This window comes from Flavonifractor sp. An306, assembly GCF_002159455.1.
GTDB lineage: Bacteria > Bacillota > Clostridia > Oscillospirales > Oscillospiraceae > Flavonifractor.
In genome coordinates this window covers 1-16,254 of the sequence record NZ_NFIQ01000076.1, presented here as the reverse complement: position 1 = coordinate 16,254, position 16,254 = coordinate 1, and the positions used below count along the sequence as shown (strand labels likewise).

The window sequence follows — 16,254 nt, the reverse complement described above, 5'->3', positions numbered from 1 at the left end:
GATAATCTCTTATTATCCGCCATTACTGGCGGGGGAGGTGTATACCAATGCGGATACTGGTTCTTGCCGCAGGAAAGGGAAGCCGCTTGAGACCTTACACCGACACGACGAACAAGTGTATGATTCCGATTGCCGGAAAGCCGCTTCTCCATCACAATCTTCTGCAGTGTCTGCAAGCCGGACCGATCATTTCAGAAATCATCTTTGTGGTCGGGTATCGCAGAGAGCAGATTCAAAACTACTTTGGCGCAGAGTTCCAGGGTGTCAGAATCCGCTATATCCATCAGGAGTCATTGGACGGAATCGCGGGAGCCGTGGCGCTGGCGACCCCCGCCCTGCAGGGAGAGCCGTTTCTTATGACTTTGGGGGACGAGCTGCTCTGGGAGCCGGATCTTGCGGGAATGGTGGCGAACTTTTTTGAAACAGGGGTGGACGGCCTGTGCGGTGTGCTCCATGGAATGCCGTCCCGCGAGATACGGAAGAACTACTCGGTCCGTCTCACACGGGATGGCTTCATCGACCGCTTTGCAGAGAAGCCTTCCATACCATTCAACGATTTGATGGGACTGGGGTACTGTGTCCTGCAACCCTCCACCCTGCCGTACGCGATAGAAACGCCGGTCAACCCGAAGCGGCAGCAGCGGGAGCTCTGCGACTGGCTTGCGCTGTGTATTCAGCACGGACTGCACCTTCGTCCTTTCCAGGCCGGACAGGAGGTCATCAATCTCAATAGCGCCCAAAGTTTGGAGCTGTTGAAGACGAGATTTTCCGGGGTAAAGGAGGACCAAGTATGAAAAAGGCAAGTATCATTGTGACCGTGGACACGGAGTATCCTCTGGTAAGTAATTTTTTTCAGCTACTGTTTCAGACCCACGATATGTCGGAATATGAACTGATTGTTGTGGATGACCACTGTCCCCATCTCGAGACAGTGGAGTACCTGCGGCGTCTCTCTCAGGAGGAGCGGATTGACCAGCTCATCATCCTTGAAGACAAGCAGGGCTTCGGCCGCGCCAACAACGCCGGCATTATGACCAGCACTACAGAATATCTGGTGCTGATTAACACAGATATTCTTCTCCGCGGTCATGAGATTAATCGCCTTCTGGATCGGATGAAAGAATTGGGCTGTCAGGCCATCCAGCCGTTGCTGCTCTATCCCCAGAGCGGTCGGATTCAGAGCTGCGGCCACATTTTTGGGCACCTGTTCAATCGGCACGCATTAGAATACAATACGCCAGAATGTTTGGCTGGCCAGCGAGCAATTGAGCGACAGGCACTGACGCCCGCTTTCTGTATCGTTGAGAAGAACGCTTTCATGGAGGTCGGCTGCTTTGACAGCTTTTACTATAATTCCTTTGAAGGGCTGGATCTGACCCTTTCGCTCCACCTGAAAAGCAGACACTGTGTGGTGGCGCCGGATATCCAAGCGTACCATATCCGTATGGCCTCCAGAAGTGCCACGTTTTTCAACGAGGAACAGCAGAACCCCTATTTCTGGAGCAAATATGCCCCATTGGTGAAAGACGATTACATAGACTGTGTAGCAGCCCAATTGTCCCCGGAACAGCGCTCTAGAGACTACCTAGCCTGCTGTTTGACGCATCTGGATTTGCTGTCCGAGGTGCAAGAGGCAGGACTGCGAATATCCGAGGCCGTCAATCTGCAGCAGGCGGGAAGCGTTGAGCTTTTCGGAACCCTGCCATACTCGTTTCTGCACACGGTCTATCCGCTGCTTTTTTTATGTGAGCATATAAATCAACTGAGCGGTAACCGGCTCTGGATGGAACTGCGGGCCCGAGAGGAGGACCTGGTAATCGATTCAGCGGGTAATGTGATACCCCTGTGCAAGCTCTGAGGGCTGTTACCAGAGCCTGGGGTCAATAAGCGCATACATGGTTTCGACTTGGTTCGGGGCATAGAACGCCGCCCCTACGGGAAATTGGTTCAGAAGATTGCCTTGAGCGGAGGCCAGATAATCCTCTCCAAGCCCGCTGGCCAGTGTCTCATGTGTTTTCAACTCGTGGGCAGCGGACTCCCGTTGCCCAGTAAGGATATAGTGGACGTATTTGACATTGGCGAGCAGCATTTCCAGCCGCCTGCACGGGCGGTAGGGCAATACATATTCCGCCTCCACTAGCTCATTTTCTGCCTGCTTTAGATCCCGCGTCCTGAAGCACATATGTAGCGCGGCCAATTTGAGCTTGGCTTTCGCATAGAGTTCTTCATAGTGGGCGTTATGCAGTTCCGCCGCCGCGTCCTCCAGCCCGTGGAGGTCCTCGGGGCGACCTTCGCTCAAAAGGCAGCGCAGATACGCCACTTCACACTTGCAGTCTAGGCTTCGTCGGTGCTCGGTGCCGAGTTCCTGGAAAATATCCAGCGCTTTCTCCATGTGTTCAAGGGCTTGCTCCGGCGCATGAAGATAAAGGCCTTTTCCATAATCCATCTCCGCATATCCCCGGCAGGCAGGATGGATAAGCCGCTCGGACTCCCTGAGACAGCGCTGAAAATCCTCCTCGGCCTCTTTATACCTATTCTGCAGAAGCCGCAAAACCATACGGCGGTTATAACGGTGAATACACGCAAATCGAATTTCGTGGTCCTGCTCTGGCTCGCCGTGGGGAAAGGTTCTCTGGGCCTCATTTAGCTCACTTTCCATCTGCTCCAGCTTCAGATCCCAATAGTACTGGTTCATCAGCTCTGTCCTGCTCCGTAGCAGGATACCCCAGATTTTCGGTGAGGACTGATATTGTTTTCCCTGCTGGAGCACTTTCTGATAGAGTTTCACCTCATCGTCGCTGCTCTTTTGGTAAAAGGACGATGTGGCCAGCACGAAGACATCGCAGACCTCGTCCTCGGAGAGTTGCTCGGAAAAGTCAATATGGGACACAATAGCCTGGGCCAGAAGATATGCCTCATACAGGCGTGTCTGGTAAAAATATCTGTCTCGCATGGCCCTTGCCTCGGACAACCGGGAGAAAAACATGGCATTTCCGCTCTCAATCAGCAGGGAGAGATAAAACACGCAGTTCTCATTGTCTGATTCTAGCAGAGTCTGCAGCTTGTGCAGAGTTCCCGGGCATATGGTTCGGCTTTTTAGGAAAGCCGCCGTATAATGATCGTGAATAGGCGCCACTTTTCCGCCAGTGAGCTTGAATATCCGGCTTTCTATGAGCAGATCGATGTCGCCAGCGGGGAACAGGTTGCTCAAACACGGATAGGCGATGCCGGTGCCCACCAGGAAGACCAGCTCAATCAACTCGTCATATGCCCTGAATTCAGCCAAGTGTTCCTGAAAAAGCTGCAGGTTCTCCGCTTTTACGTTTTGAAAACGTTGCCGGATATGGGCTTTCAGCGTCAGCGGATCCGGGGCAGAGGTCTCCAATTCGTCCAACAGCCCTCGGAGAATGTTTGAAAAGATCAGGAGGTCGTCGGTGGCGCGGTGAAACAAGATCGTCTCGGGAAGACAGGGCATGCAACTGCGCAGGGTAGTGAGCTTGTCTGCGCTTGTCAGGCCCTTCAGGCATAGGGAATAATCGGGGATCGTGCCCAGCTCCATAGTGCCACGCATGGTGCAAACGATGACCTGGTTATTCTCCAACTCTGAAAACTCCCGAAGAAGCTGTAGCAGCACAGCCTTTACCGGATCATTCAGCTTGTGAAGGTCTTCCAGCACAACGACTTTCCGTATTCTGCTGCGCTGTGGGAAGATCAGGCGCAACGTTCCCTGCGCCTGCTTCAGGCACATAAACTCCACGCATTGCTCCGGCGCGTCACTGATGCGGGTCAGCAGTTCCGACAGAAACAGGCGCTTTTCAGGCGTTGCAAGTCTGCTGACCGCCTCCCCTATATCTTCGTAGGAGTAGCCCTCCATATTGCCGATGTTCAGAAAGAGCAAAAGCAGGCACAGCTGTGTAGCATTATAGGAGGCCGTCTCCGAGAAAGAATAGCGTACAGTCTCATACCGGAACGACAGATTGCGTAGAAGCACATCCATCAAATAGGTTTTTCCGGAGGCTCCGCGGCCGGAAACCACAGCCACGCGGTTTTTGTTCCCGGCACCGGCTACAAGCTGACCGAGTTCCGCCGCGCACTTATCCTGCTGGGCATATGCCAGACAACGTTCCCGTGGATTGATGACAGAGAGCTCAGGCAGCTCAGACTGTGCAAGCATCTGTTCTCCGGAGTACAGAGCCAGTGGGACACTACCCTGATAAAGGCTTTTGGCTGTGAAGCAAAACTTGTAGCCGCAGGGCCCTGCCGTCAGTGAAAAGCACTTCGGGGAGTTGAGCACGTCCGAACCGGACAAGAACTGAAATTCAGGGCACAGAAACCGGATGGACACGTTTTCAATCGGGGCATCGGAATCCGCAGCCAAATACAGATAATACGGCTGTTGTTGCACGAGCTTGCGCTCCAGCACATAGGTGTTCTGGGTGCAGTCACTGGTGACCAACAGGCTCTGGATCTTGACGTGGTTCCTTTCCTGAGTCGCTTCCCCCGTACCATCGTCCGCTGTCCGAATCCCGTGGCTGGCGGCGATATCCAGGTGATTCCGAATCCACTCCTCAAACTGATCCTTTAAAACCAGCGTGACACCGATATTGGTCCGCAGGCGAAAGTCTGTCAGACGGTAAATGTATGTATCCGGTATCAGGTTGTTGCTAATAAATTTAACAGTGACCGGCTTGGAGTAGAGCAACGCGGAGACAAGTGTGGGGTCAAGCTGGCTCTTTTTTAGCTTTGCAGGATGCTCTGCTTTGGAAAATTTTGCTTCCGCCCAATACTCAAATTCCTGATCTAAAAACCGGTATGTACATACCACATCCCGGTTGCCATCGCCGGAGGACTCTGTCAGCGTCCAGGAGCTTCCTTGATAGGTGCTCTCCAGATATTCTTTTGCCAGTTTTTCAAAGTCTCGCGGAGTGACCTGGGAATAGTCAAACACAATCGCACCCCCGTCCAAAACAAAGCCCGCCAGTAATGGCGGATAATAAGAGATTATCGTTTCATTAAGAGGAGGACTACCAGGCGATGGCCTGGTAGTCCTCTTCTTAAAAGGTTAAAGGGTAAAATTCATCTTCCCCCTCGGATGCAGTTCCGCTAGGAGCGCTGTCTGCCGTTCCGCCGCCACATGGGTATAGATTTGTGTTGTGGAAATGGAGCTGTGTCCAAGAAGGGCCTGGATATATCGGATATCCATACCGGCCTCCAGCAGCGAGGTGGCGAATGTATGGCGGAACATATGCGGCGTAACAGGCTGGGTGACATGGAGCCGGAGCAGATACCGGCGAATGATCCTCCGCACGGACTGTTGGGACAGCGGCATTTTCCGGTTGTTCAGCAGCAGGGCGTTTGCCTCATGGATCTGCTCCCCGCAGAGGCAGCAGTATATCCTCAAAATATGGAGGATTTCTGGTGTCTCAATTTGGATGATCCGCTCCTTGCGGCCCTTCCCGCTGATCAGGAGCCGCAGCTTGTGCTCATTCAGCTGGACGGTCTGCGGTGAAAGCTTACACAGCTCAGAGACCCTGATCCCGGTGCTGAACAGCAGCTCCAGGACAACAATATCCCGCAGGACGCGAAGATCCTCTCCCCGGCGCCGGTATTCTGAATATGCCTCGCGCAGCAGGGCCTGGACAAGATCCTCCGGGATCGTGCGGGGCAGCTGCCGCGGGTATTGGATGTGGAACCGGAGCTTATCAAATGGATTCTGCGGGATCTTCTCCAGCTCCTCCATAGTATGATAAAAGGCCCGTACCGACGCCAGCTTGCGCTTGACCGAGCGGGGCGAGAATGTCTCGTTCAGGTATTTGACATAGCTGCTGATGAGATCTTTGCCCTCCTCCCGGCCGGCGCAAAAGCAGGTGAACTGCCGCAGGTCGATGCGGTACGCCTTTAAGGTGTCCTGGGACAATTTCTTCTCGTACTGGCATAGCTCCAGATAGAAAACGACCAGCTCCTCAAGGTTTGACATATTTAGGCAGCCTCCTTTTTGTTCATTGAGTTCATCCCTGATTATATCCGGCTGGACTGCCTGCGGCAGAAAAGAATTACAGCGCGTGCGGATTACCGCCAAGCTCCGGGCCAGAAGCCGTTTCGCCGGGCTGCTGCCCCTGGGTTCCAGCTTCCTATCAAGATATTGCGCTCTACAAGGCCAGAAACACTAAATATTGTATTTTATAGTTGACAGAATCTATATCTTGTGGTAGACTACCTATGTAATTGATTCTTTGTGCGCTCCTCGTATGAGGGTAGCCGCCCGCAAGACGATGTCCGCGCATATTTGATGAATATGTACCGAGTGAACTCGTCTTATCAGTATGCCTGTCAATTGTGTCACAAGCCGTTCTCCAATGTGGAAATGTGCCAGCTGGAACAAAAGCCGGATATAGAGCTCGACCCGTTAAATGTCTGTCTTTGTCCAACTTGCGCTACAAAGTTCAGAACGCTACGAAATAATAAGTACCTAGCAGACCGGCTCATAGATTCCATCCTTGATGTATCTGAAAACGAGATTGAGGAGAATGACCACATATCAGTCGTCATCAACGATTATGACTTCTGGTTCACACCTACTCATATCGCCGAAATTATAGAGTTGCTCAAGCTGAAAAAGAAGGCTATAGAGGAACGCAAAGCATCATCACAAACAGTAAGCAGACCTAAGCCCAAACCAACAGCAGAAGCACCTGGGCGAAATATCGCCACTTCCGAGCAGCAAGTGAAGGAAGAGACTCTACATCCTGCCGCAGGACCGGATAAGGAAGATCTTCAGAGCGATACAAGCGCATATGGTGAGCTCATCGGAAGACGGGTATTCCACAAATCGAAGAAAGCCTACGCTCGCGTAGTTGGATGTGACGGAGAGTACGTAGTCTTAAATTTCGAGAGTGGGGATAAAGTCGGTCAGGATGTCAAGTATAACCTGACCATGTGCTTGAATAATGGGTGGATTGAAGTTGTCGACTAACATTTTTTAATTTTGCCCAAACCTTTTCATGTCGGTATATTTTGCTTTTAAATCAAAGGGAATACCGAGCAATAATTTTACCATCACATGTTCCAATCCGTTATTAAGTATTAGTACCAGCTATGGGAGGCTTTTTGTGGGCCTGTCATACACACAGTCTAGGAGTACGGCAGATGCAGCAGCCGGAGACCGTGAAGGACGAACTGAGGGTTTTCCTGGGACAACACCCAAACTTCAAGGAAATTGAGGACTACCTTCCCACCCAACGGGGCAAGTCTCTGGACGGCTCCCAGCTAGAGCTAAAAGAGCACCAGAAGCAAGCCCTGGCGGCGCTGGAAGAGATGCGCTGCAATTTCGAGACTATTGCCCTGCTCTACCATGCTACCGGCACCGGCAAGACGGTGACCGCCGTCATGGATGCCAAGCGGTTTGGCAAGTGAACACTATTCCTGGCCCACACGGTGGAGCTGGTGGATCAGGCCACCGACCTTCCGGGAGCTGTGGCCCAGGGCCACGGTGGGCCGCCATGTGGAGAGCATGAAGCAGGGCAACGCCTTCGTGGTCTGCGGTAGCATCCAGAGCGTGGCATTGAACCTGGAGCGGTTCAAGCCGGATGACTTCGGCTATCGTGACCTACTTCCGAGAATTCTATGAGGCCCGCCGGGCGGCTGGGCTAGTGGTAGAAAAGGCCAATAGCATCTACGCCAAGGGTGGATATACTGATACTCAGGCCCAGAGGAATATCCTGTCCAACCCATTCAAGAGGTTCGAGGATATGCGGATGCTCCACCACACGAAAACTTTGGGCGTGATCCAAGTGGACGAATCTGTCTGGAAGAAGCTGACCCGAGAGGAGAAGCAGGAAATCGAGCGGATCTGCGATGAGAAATTGGAAAACTATTATCGGCGATTCAAGTAATTCAGAGAAAGGATATGAGTGATGAAGGTCATCTGCTTCGGCGACTCCAACACCTACGGCTATGACCCCCGGAGTTATTTCGGAGGGCGCTATGATGCGGACAGTCGGTGGGTGGATATCCTGGCTGCGGAAACCGGCTGGGAGATCCGAAATATAGGGCAGAACGGCCGGGAGATTCCGTCCGGTGCTCCGGACTTTCCCGCCGACACGGATCTGCTGATCGTCATGTTGGGGACCAACGATTTGTTCCAGGGCCGAAGCCCGGAGCAGGCCGCTGAGAGGCTGGAGCGATTCCTCTCTGGCATATCTCTGAGACGGGACAAAATTCTGCTGATCGCGCCGCCGCCGGTGGCCCTGGGCGAGTGGGTGCCCAGCCCGCAGCTCATTGATGACTCCCATGCATTTGCCCGACTCTGCCAGGCCTTGGCAAAGCGAACGTGTATCCGCTTTGCCGATGCAGGGAAGTGGGACATCTCCCTGACCTATGACGGTGTACACTTCACGGAGCAGGGCCACAAGGCCTTTGCTGCCGGACTTCTGGAGGAACTAAGATGAAACGAATGATGCCACTGCTTCTGTCCCTTCTGCTGTTGACCGGATGCGGCGGGAATTCCGCCAACAGCTCCTACCAGCAGATCACCCAGGAAGAGGCCAAGGAGATGATGGACACCCAGGAGGTCATTATCCTGGATGTACGGGAGCAGGACGAGTATGACAGCGGCCACATTCCCGGTGCTGTCCTGCTGCCGGTGGGCACAATTGATGAAACCACCGCCGCCGAGGTGATCCCCGAGAAGGACTCCACGGTGCTGGTCTACTGCCGCAGCGGGAACCGGAGCAAGACCGCCTCCTCCGCCCTGGCAGAACTGGGCTACACCAACATCTATGAATTCGGCGGCATCAACACCTGGCCATATGAGACAGAGTCATAAGGGCCAAAATCTACATCGCCTATACAAAGAATACGGGATCGGTTGGTTGAAGCCGATCCCGTATTCTTTTTCCGGTCAGGAATTCTTCAGCCAATCTGTAAACTGCTCCAGGGTAATGACCTCACGGTCACATTTCTTTTTCATATCCCGAGCCTGCTCGCTCCAGGCATAGAAATCCGTGTCAGAGATGCGCCCGGCCTTGATCCAGGCGAACCGCTTCTTGTACTCCTTGCGGTAGGCCTTGAACACCGGATCCTCAGCCTGCTTTTTCGTCCACTGCTGGAAGGCTCCTGCCTCCCGGCAGACCTGCTGTCCTCTGGGCACCGGACGCTCACAATACTCCGCGCTGACCCGGCCGGTCTGTGGAAAGTACCGGCCGCAGTTCTTGCAGCGACGGACCGTGATCCCTCGCTCCACACAGCTGCGCAGAGAGTAGTCGATCATATCCGAGATACTGCCGGAATACAGAACCGGCGAACAGCGGCCCGGTTCCACTGGCTCAAAGCTCAGCGGAATGGGGTGAAAGGAGAACAGCTCCGGATCCTTCGGAGCGTCGTAGAGATAGCACCTGGATGCCTGCTGCTGGGGATCACGTCCGGCCTGGTCCACATCCAGAACCAGATCAAAGAACCGCTGCACCTGCTTCTGATAGCGAGGCAGCTGCTCAGGCAGACTGCGCAGCTCTTCCAGCATCTGCTGGTCCTCTGCACTGCCGCGGTCGTGGTGGATCCCCATTCTGGAAAACCGGTCGTACCAGCGCACATATAGCAGCTGCAAATAGATATGCCTGCTGCCCAGGTCACCCAGGTCTATCATGGCGCTGGTGCCGGCCTGCCGGTCATCCTCGTCAATCAGGCGGCTCCAGTTGAGACTGATCCGCTGCAGCATCGGGATCAGTTCACTGCAGTCCATCTCCAGAAAGGTAAGCAGGCTCTCCAGAAACGGCAGCTCCCGGCTGACCGATGGAACCCCCTGTATTCCGGCGGCATCATACTGAAAGATCTCCTTCTTTTCGGAGAAATACATCTTGGCGTACCACATATCCGTCCCCTCGAAATAGACTGATAGAAAAATAATAATAAAATAGTCTTGACAAGGCGAAATGCCCGTGCTAGAATAACCTCGCACGGACTGTCTAACGCGTCTTAAAATTAGTCTAACACAGCGAAAATCATTTGTCAACGAGGAGGTGCTTCTATGTACGCAAGCCGAAGGTCCAGAATGGAATACCCATCACCAGAGAGGATATTCTCCGGAGAAGTGACGCCGGGACGCGGCCTGGAAGGAGGCGGCTGAGCGCACCAAGGGGAAGAAAACGCTGTGCGTGTCAGACAAGGCCGCAGGGCAGGAACGGGTATGGTGTATGGCGAACGGAAAAGACAGTCCACAAAAAAGGGCCGCAGAACTGCTGCAACAGTTCTGCGGCCCGCTGCGTTTCGGAGAACACAGCTTGAACTGTATTCAGTCTAACAGAGTGACCTCCGAAACGCAAGCGTAATTTCAGATATAATCGGAGGGATTAACATGAAACAGTCAACCTATCAGAGCTACGATGACCTGCCGCTGTTTCTCAACGTGAATCTGGTGGCGCAGGTGCTGGGCGTGTCCATCTCCACCGCCTACGAGGTGATGCACGAACCCGGCTTCCCGGTACTGCGGGTGGGCAGCCGCATGGTGGTACCTAAGGAAAAGTTCATTCAGTGGGCGGAGGAGCAGGCGGGAGGTGCAAAATGAGAAAGCAGACTTGGACAAAGCGTGACCCTACCCCCCACTATTTTGAGGTTGAAAATGGCAAGACCACAGTTCTCAAGGTGGAGAACAAGGCCTTCAGCGGCATCATCATCCATAAGGTCGATTCCGTCACCGGCGAGGGCATCTACGATGTAAAGTTCCTTCTGTATGACGCCGACAAGAACCCCATCGGGGAGTACACCACCGACCAGAACGGATACATCTATATTGATGAGGCGCTGGCGGAGGGCAAGGACCGCTTCTACATCCGGGAGCTGGAGGCGGCCGAGGGCTATACGCTGGACGAAGAGTATAAGACCGTCTATGTGCAGCCGGGCAAAACCATCGAGATCGAATGGGAGAATGTACCCATCACCGGGCAGATCCAGATCTATAAGTACGCCGCCGAGTATAACGCGGTGACTGGGACCCAGGCCGGCGCTCCTCTGGAGGGCGCTGTGTTTGAGATCGTCCAAGAGCGCAGCGGCAAGGTGGTGGACTATATTACCACCGATGCCCGGGGCGTCGCCGCTTCCCGTCCGCTCCCCTTGGGACGATATAAGATCCAGGAGGTGACCGCCCCGGCCTATTGGCAGGTGGATCCCACCATCCACGATGTGACCCTGGAGTTTGCGGGGCAGATCATCAAGTTGTCGGCCTTTGACAAGCCCTCCAACCTGGGAGTCACCATCACCAAGCGGGGCAACGCCGAGCTGCTGGCCGGCCAGACCATGCGGTACGACATCACGGTTGCCAACACCAGCAACGTGGATCTGGAGAACTTCTTCTGGCATGACCGCATTCCCACGGACGTGGCCCGGGCTACCGCCCTGACTACCGGCACCTACAGTGCCCGGCTCAACTACCGTATTCTCTATAAGACCAACTATACGGCGGACTACCAGGTGCTGGCCTCCAACCTGCTCACCAGCAACAACTACTCCTTCAGCCTCAACGCCATCCCCACTCAGGCGGGTGAGGTGGTCACGGACGTTTACTTCGACTTCGGCAAAGTGCCTGTTGGGTTCCAGTCCGTTGCCGACCCCACTCTGAGCGTCATCGTCAGCGGCAGCACGGTCAATGGTTACCAGCTGGTCAACCGCGCGGACGCCGGCGGCCAGTACCAGGGCACCTGGCAGACCGCCCAGGCATCCTGGGTGACCATCATCCGCAAGTACACCACGCCCCCTACTCTGCCTAAGACTGGCTACTAAATCCTTTTATAAACGCCTGGGGCGGCTCTTTACAGAGCCGCCCCAGTTTCATTTAAGGGAGGTCTCATACCATGGATCACACACATCACCCGTCTCTCCAACTTTTGGATCCGGCAGCCCAAGATACCCTATCCAATTCTCACAGCACACTCTTCCAACCCCTGCTCCACCGTCTTTTGATGGCTTTCTGCGAGGAGCAGGTCATCCCCGCCATGACGGCCGAGGAAGTCCGTCGGGTTGTCTACCTATCCCGTTTCCACGACATTGGGAAGCAGAGCCTTCCCAGGTCTATCATCCAAAAGGGCGGAAAATTGACACTGGAGGAGCGCAGGATCCTGCAGCAGCACCCCGCACTGGGCGTCCGGCTGCTGCGCTCCATCCCCGCCCTGCGGCAGTACCCTTACTACGATGTTCTCTGTGATATCTGCCTCCATCACCACGAGCGGTGGGACGGCGGCGGTTACCCGGACGGACTGACAGGCCGGCATATCACTCCCTACGTCCATGTGGTTGCCATGGCCGACGCCTATGACGCCCTGCGAACTGCCAGACCCTATAAACCCCCGCTCTCTCACAGCGAGGCCATGTCCATGCTCTGCGGCGGCGCTTGCGGCGCCTTTAATCCTGAGATGATCGCCTGTCTCCGGGAGATCCCCGGGACATTCTTTGCCGCCTGCTATGGGGAGGCGTGCAGAGTTGGCTGACCGGGACAGGGAACGCAGCCCCCTTGAACAGGCCGCCAGTACGGCCCACACCATTCACGGGGCCATTAAGACAGGGAAAGCGATTGCCGGGGCCGCAAAGGGTGCGGCTGTCGGAGGCCCCTATGGGGCTGTAGCCGGAGCAGTCTGGGGTGCAAGAAAGCACATCGGCACGATTGCCATTGTGGTCATCATAATCCTGCTGCTGCCGGTGCTGTTCATCCTCATGCTCCCCTCCATTATCTTTGGCGGGCTGTTCGGCGGCAGTACAGACCCAGCCGCGGAACCTATCATGAACGACAACGCGGCTATCATTGAAAATACCAACGAGATCGCCTTTGCCATCAACCAGATTCTTGGAGAAGGAATCGACGATGTGGAGCAGCGGATCGCCAGTGATTTCGCACAGACCGGCGGCGACAACTATGAGATCGTCAATCCCTATGCCGATGACATGATAAGCAATACCAATGCCTTTATCGGCCAGTACTGTGCCGCCAAGAACGAGGACTGGGAGACGATCTCCCTTGCTGACCTGGAGCAGACTCTCCGCTCAGAGGTGAGCGACCTCTACACCTTTTCCCGTGCCAGCGAGACCCGGACGATCCCGGACAATCCGGAAACGGAGGCGGACGAGAGCGGGACGGAGACCTGGTACATCTACACCATCGTCTACCAGGGCGAGGATCACTTTGCCGATGAGATCTTCCACCTGACCGACGAGCAAAAGGAGCTGGCCGAGGATTACGCTCAGAACCTCAGCCTGCTCCTCGGGGACGGGATGTTCCAGTCCGCCTCCGGAACCGTGATCCCGTCCCTGGGCAGCGTCCGCTTCACCGACGGTGCGGTGGAGGTGGTCTACTTCAACCAGCTGGATGAACGGTATGCCAACGAGCCCTACGGGACAGATGACATCGGCGGCTACGGCTGCGGCCCCACCGCCATGTCTATTGTGGTATCCTCCCTGGCCGGAGATATCGTTGACCCCATTGAAATGGCACAGTGGTCCTATGAGAACGGCTACTGGTGCAGCAAGAGCGGTTCCTACCACGCGCTGATTCCTGCCGCCGCCAAGGCGTGGGGCCTTCCGGTGGAGGGATGCACGGCGTCAGAGCCTCAGCGGATCGTGGACGCGTTGGGTGAGGGCAAGCTGGTGGTGGCCCTGATGACCAAGGGGCATTTTACCTCCAGCGGCCACTTTATCGTCCTCCGAGGCGTTCAGGATGAACAGATCCTGGTGGCTGACCCCGCCAGCACCTCCCGCAGTCAAAAGGCGTGGGACTTGTCTATCATTTTGAATGAAGCCAGCAAGAGCGCGGCAGCCGGCGGGCCCTTCTGGATCATTGGGTAAGACGCAGGCAGGTGCGATTCCAATTCGTTTCGCACCTGCCTGTTTTTAATCTGAGGAAAGGATATGATCTTCCTGGATCAGCAGGATGTCCGGCCGTCCCTGGGCCTGCTCCATCATGCGCTGTGTAAAGCCGCTTTTGGAGAACAGCCCATAAATGACCTGGTAGGATGGAAAGACGGCCTGCAGCTCCGCTGATTTTTTTACCTTCTCCTCCAGTGTGTAGTAGACTGGGGCGTCCACCGGCTTGCTGTGGTATTTGCACTCGCCCGCAAAGAGACGCTTCCGCTGGTGGTCTACCGCCATCACGTCGATTTGGGTATCATTGTTCACATCGTTCAGCCAGTAGGAACCGATCCGGGAAGGGGTAAAGTCCAGTTCCCCGGTGCGGCAGAGCGAGGCGAAAATATCCTTGCACACATCCTCATAGGCAAAGGCCACGAATTTCTGCACGAAATCCTTTTCAAGTTCATCCAAGACGATCTGCTGGTTATCCAGTTCCAGTTCCCCCTTATAGGGGTAGACATATCGGAACCAGAACCGCACAAAATTATCGGAGATGAAATAGAGGCCCTTTCTGGACTTCTCCGGATTTTTTTCTGTGATGGGCGTGTCCTTCACCAAAAAGCCAAGCTCGATCAGGGTGGAGAGGTAGGGCGTCAGAGCGGAAGACTCCAGGCCCAGCGCGCCGGCCAGCCGTCCCAGCTTATGGTTCCCATCCGCGATCACACGGATGATGGAGAAGTAGTTGGTCGCGGACTGCACCTCGTCCTTCAGCAAGAAGTTTGGCTCCTCATAGAGAAAGCCGTTTTTGGAGAGGATCACACGCCGGATCTGTGTCAGAAGATCCTCCTCTGGAGGGAAAAACTCCAGGTACTTCGGCACCCCGCCGGTAACCGCGTACTGCGCCACCGCCCGCTCAAAGGGCTGCGGCTGGGCGGCATGGATATCGGTGAAGGTGAGAGGCGACAGGCGGATCTGTGCGGTGCGCCGGCCATAGAGCGGACTGTCGTAGGACAGGGCGTGCTTTCGCATCATCCCGATCAGCGAGCCGCAGAGGATCAGCATCACATTGCTGTCCTTCAGAAATTCGTCCCACGCATTCTGCAGGATCGAGGGGAAGGCCGGATTTGTCTTGACCAAGTAGGGAAACTCGTCCAGGACCAACACTTTCTTTTCCTCCGGCCGGTACCGGACAACCTCCTGAAACAGGTCCAGCCAGTCAGAAAAGGACACCCGGCTTAGGGTGGGATTGCCCGTGGCGCGGGAGATCACGCCGGCCAGCCGTTTCATGCTCTGAGACTCCACTTCCTCCGTGGCAAGGAAATAGATGGCGGTCTTGCCCTTGATAAACTCCTTGATCAGCGTCGTCTTGCCCACCCGGCGGCGGCCATACAGGACAACAAATCCGCCAGGGCGCTGGTATTCCTGCTCCAGTACCTCCAGCTCCTTGCTGCGTCCGATAAATTCCATAAGAAAGCCCGCCTCCATTTATAATAATTTATATTATGATAATCTTTCTTATATTATATTCGGCAGGTGCAAAAAGTCAAGCTCTGCAGCGGCGGCTTCTTCTGTTTTTTAATATGACCAATTTGGGGCCGGTAGACTGCCACCTTAGCCCGGCGGCCCCGTCACCAGACCTCAGCAGCCCGTCATTTCCCGCCGTCTTTTCGGCATCACCTCGCGGTATTCTTAACGACATATGGACGACCTGCTTTGGCAACAAACCTATTCACCTTCACACCAAAATAGCAGAACAGCGCCGTCCCGGCTCTACCAGGGCGGCGCTGCTGTTATATTGCAAAAGAGTTAGTCCTCGACTTCTACATGGAGCTGGCCGGCGATTTCTTCCACCGACATCCCGTTTTTCATTGCCAGGTTGACGATTTGCTGGATCTTCTGCTTTTTCGTCTTACGAGGCGGCTTTGGAGCCAGGATCTCCGCTTTCTTTTCCTCCAGAGACTTGATGCGGTCCTGTGTTGCAGTGATCTTTGCATCATACTCTGCCACAACAGACTCTTTCTTTGATACCAGCTCCTTGATGGCCTGATTTAGCTTTGCGATTCTTTCGTCCACCCCAGCCGCTCTCTCTTGTGGGGTACGGCGCGTGCGCTTATTCTCGGAAGCTGCCATTTTAAGATCACCTGTCCTTTGTGTATAAACAACGCAAAAAACAATAAATAGAAGAACATAGACCAGGCACCTGATTGTGTCTCGCGCAAAATGGCAGACAGTACAACACCAGATGCCGAAAGTATGACTAGGATGCTAAAAAGAGTTTCCAGTTTATCAGATCCCTTGAAGTATTTGGCATGAAGTTCTTTATTTAAACACTGATTCAAATACTTCTGATAAAAGGCTTCAAACATATGTACCTCCTACAATAATAATTACGGTTTAAGGCGCGGCCGCCAGCCGCGTCTTTTTCCATCT

At 54.5% G+C, this 16,254-nt stretch carries 18 protein-coding genes; 12 read left to right on the top strand and 6 right to left on the bottom strand.

Annotated features, from left to right (window positions below; translation table 11 throughout):
* Positions 1-47: 47 nt before the first annotated feature.
* Positions 48-794, top strand: a complete 747-nt coding sequence (locus B5F88_RS15710) for a nucleotidyltransferase family protein (protein WP_087347997.1) — start codon at positions 48-50, stop codon at positions 792-794.
* Entirely contained in the window at positions 791-1,858 is a 1,068-nt protein-coding gene (locus tag B5F88_RS15705; protein ID WP_087347995.1) for a glycosyltransferase, read from the top strand. Before B5F88_RS15710 ends, B5F88_RS15705 begins: the two co-directional genes overlap by 4 nt.
* 6 nt (positions 1,859-1,864) lie before the next feature.
* Here the strand turns inward: B5F88_RS15705 and B5F88_RS15700 are convergent, their stop codons facing one another.
* Positions 1,865-4,948 carry a hypothetical protein gene (locus B5F88_RS15700; protein ID WP_140402149.1) on the bottom strand — a complete coding sequence of 1,028 codons (3,084 nt, stop codon included), beginning with the start codon at positions 4,946-4,948 and terminating at the stop codon, positions 1,865-1,867.
* Positions 4,949-5,062: 114 nt separating this feature from the next.
* The gene (locus B5F88_RS15695) at positions 5,063-5,977 is read right to left on the bottom strand and encodes a tyrosine-type recombinase/integrase (protein WP_087347991.1); all 915 of its coding nucleotides are present in this window, start codon (positions 5,975-5,977) and stop codon (positions 5,063-5,065) included.
* A gap of 387 nt (positions 5,978-6,364) precedes the next feature.
* On the opposite strand from B5F88_RS15695, the gene B5F88_RS15690 reads away from it, so the two are divergent.
* From B5F88_RS15690 to B5F88_RS15670, 6 genes are all read left to right on the top strand, one after another.
* The gene (locus tag B5F88_RS15690) at positions 6,365-6,973 is read left to right on the top strand and encodes a hypothetical protein (protein WP_140402148.1); all 609 of its coding nucleotides are present in this window, start codon (positions 6,365-6,367) and stop codon (positions 6,971-6,973) included.
* Positions 6,974-7,146: 173 nt separating this feature from the next.
* Positions 7,147-7,413, top strand: a complete 267-nt coding sequence (locus B5F88_RS21580; protein ID WP_242959834.1) for a DEAD/DEAH box helicase family protein — start codon at positions 7,147-7,149, stop codon at positions 7,411-7,413.
* On the top strand, positions 7,403-7,627 hold the full coding sequence (locus B5F88_RS21575; protein ID WP_242959833.1) for a hypothetical protein: 225 nt from the start codon (positions 7,403-7,405) through the stop codon (positions 7,625-7,627). Before B5F88_RS21580 ends, B5F88_RS21575 begins: the two co-directional genes overlap by 11 nt.
* Complete coding sequence (locus tag B5F88_RS15680) at positions 7,587-7,892, top strand: hypothetical protein (RefSeq protein ID WP_140402147.1); 306 nt, start codon at positions 7,587-7,589, stop codon at positions 7,890-7,892. Before B5F88_RS21575 ends, B5F88_RS15680 begins: the two co-directional genes overlap by 41 nt.
* Before the next feature lie 21 nt (positions 7,893-7,913).
* Positions 7,914-8,447 carry a GDSL-type esterase/lipase family protein gene (locus B5F88_RS15675; RefSeq protein WP_087347986.1) on the top strand — a complete coding sequence of 178 codons (534 nt, stop codon included), beginning with the start codon at positions 7,914-7,916 and terminating at the stop codon, positions 8,445-8,447.
* The gene (locus tag B5F88_RS15670) at positions 8,444-8,824 is read left to right on the top strand and encodes a rhodanese-like domain-containing protein (RefSeq protein WP_087347985.1); all 381 of its coding nucleotides are present in this window, start codon (positions 8,444-8,446) and stop codon (positions 8,822-8,824) included. Before B5F88_RS15675 ends, B5F88_RS15670 begins: the two co-directional genes overlap by 4 nt.
* 75 nt (positions 8,825-8,899) lie before the next feature.
* Here the strand turns inward: B5F88_RS15670 and B5F88_RS15665 are convergent, their stop codons facing one another.
* On the bottom strand, positions 8,900-9,865 hold the full coding sequence (locus B5F88_RS15665; protein ID WP_087347983.1) for a DUF6076 domain-containing protein: 966 nt from the start codon (positions 9,863-9,865) through the stop codon (positions 8,900-8,902).
* Between the two features lie 483 nt (positions 9,866-10,348).
* Between B5F88_RS15665 and B5F88_RS15660 the strand changes: the two genes are divergently transcribed.
* The 4 genes from B5F88_RS15660 to B5F88_RS15645 all read left to right on the top strand — a co-directional run bounded on the left by B5F88_RS15660 (position 10,349) and on the right by B5F88_RS15645 (position 13,821).
* Positions 10,349-10,558, top strand: coding sequence for a helix-turn-helix domain-containing protein (locus B5F88_RS15660; RefSeq protein WP_087347981.1), 210 nt, complete (start codon positions 10,349-10,351; stop codon positions 10,556-10,558).
* Positions 10,555-11,769 carry a SpaA isopeptide-forming pilin-related protein gene (locus B5F88_RS15655; RefSeq protein ID WP_087347979.1) on the top strand — a complete coding sequence of 405 codons (1,215 nt, stop codon included), beginning with the start codon at positions 10,555-10,557 and terminating at the stop codon, positions 11,767-11,769. The genes B5F88_RS15660 and B5F88_RS15655 overlap by 4 nt, the downstream gene beginning before the upstream one ends.
* Positions 11,770-11,840: 71 nt before the next feature.
* A complete protein-coding gene (locus tag B5F88_RS15650; RefSeq protein ID WP_087347977.1) occupies positions 11,841-12,473 on the top strand; it encodes an HD domain-containing phosphohydrolase in 633 nt (210 codons plus the stop codon).
* On the top strand, positions 12,466-13,821 hold the full coding sequence (locus B5F88_RS15645) for a C39 family peptidase (protein WP_242959832.1): 1,356 nt from the start codon (positions 12,466-12,468) through the stop codon (positions 13,819-13,821). The genes B5F88_RS15650 and B5F88_RS15645 overlap by 8 nt, the downstream gene beginning before the upstream one ends.
* 45 nt (positions 13,822-13,866) lie before the next feature.
* On the opposite strand, the gene B5F88_RS15640 is transcribed toward B5F88_RS15645, so the two are convergent.
* The 3 genes from B5F88_RS15640 to B5F88_RS20775 all read right to left on the bottom strand — a co-directional run bounded on the left by B5F88_RS15640 (position 13,867) and on the right by B5F88_RS20775 (position 16,190).
* Entirely contained in the window at positions 13,867-15,291 is a 1,425-nt protein-coding gene (locus B5F88_RS15640) for an ATP-binding protein (protein WP_087347973.1), read from the bottom strand.
* Positions 15,292-15,630: 339 nt separating this feature from the next.
* The gene (locus tag B5F88_RS21570; RefSeq protein ID WP_242959831.1) at positions 15,631-15,831 is read right to left on the bottom strand and encodes a hypothetical protein; all 201 of its coding nucleotides are present in this window, start codon (positions 15,829-15,831) and stop codon (positions 15,631-15,633) included.
* A 41-nt stretch (positions 15,832-15,872) separates the two neighbouring features.
* The gene (locus tag B5F88_RS20775; RefSeq protein ID WP_162612211.1) at positions 15,873-16,190 is read right to left on the bottom strand and encodes a hypothetical protein; all 318 of its coding nucleotides are present in this window, start codon (positions 16,188-16,190) and stop codon (positions 15,873-15,875) included.
* Between the last annotated feature and the right edge of the window lie 64 nt (positions 16,191-16,254).

Bases quoted from the DNA above. Each gene is read 5' to 3' on its own strand.
- B5F88_RS15640 (WP_087347973.1), bottom strand. From the start codon at position 15,291: ATGGAATTTATCGGACGCAGCAAGGAGCTGGAGGTACTGGAGCAGGAA.
- B5F88_RS20775 (WP_162612211.1), bottom strand. From the start codon at position 16,190: ATGTTTGAAGCCTTTTATCAGAAGTATTTGAATCAGTGTTTAAATAAA.
- B5F88_RS15705 (WP_087347995.1), top strand. From the start codon at position 791: ATGAAAAAGGCAAGTATCATTGTGACCGTGGACACGGAGTATCCTCTG.
- B5F88_RS15660 (WP_087347981.1), top strand. From the start codon at position 10,349: ATGAAACAGTCAACCTATCAGAGCTACGATGACCTGCCGCTGTTTCTC.
- B5F88_RS15690 (WP_140402148.1), top strand. From the start codon at position 6,365: ATGTGCCAGCTGGAACAAAAGCCGGATATAGAGCTCGACCCGTTAAAT.
- B5F88_RS15695 (WP_087347991.1), bottom strand. From the start codon at position 5,977: ATGTCAAACCTTGAGGAGCTGGTCGTTTTCTATCTGGAGCTATGCCAG.
- B5F88_RS21580 (WP_242959834.1), top strand. From the start codon at position 7,147: ATGCAGCAGCCGGAGACCGTGAAGGACGAACTGAGGGTTTTCCTGGGA.
- B5F88_RS15670 (WP_087347985.1), top strand. From the start codon at position 8,444: ATGAAACGAATGATGCCACTGCTTCTGTCCCTTCTGCTGTTGACCGGA.
- B5F88_RS15650 (WP_087347977.1), top strand. From the start codon at position 11,841: ATGGATCACACACATCACCCGTCTCTCCAACTTTTGGATCCGGCAGCC.
- B5F88_RS15710 (WP_087347997.1), top strand. From the start codon at position 48: ATGCGGATACTGGTTCTTGCCGCAGGAAAGGGAAGCCGCTTGAGACCT.
- B5F88_RS15675 (WP_087347986.1), top strand. From the start codon at position 7,914: ATGAAGGTCATCTGCTTCGGCGACTCCAACACCTACGGCTATGACCCC.
- B5F88_RS15655 (WP_087347979.1), top strand. From the start codon at position 10,555: ATGAGAAAGCAGACTTGGACAAAGCGTGACCCTACCCCCCACTATTTT.
- B5F88_RS15680 (WP_140402147.1), top strand. From the start codon at position 7,587: ATGACTTCGGCTATCGTGACCTACTTCCGAGAATTCTATGAGGCCCGC.
- B5F88_RS15665 (WP_087347983.1), bottom strand. From the start codon at position 9,865: ATGTGGTACGCCAAGATGTATTTCTCCGAAAAGAAGGAGATCTTTCAG.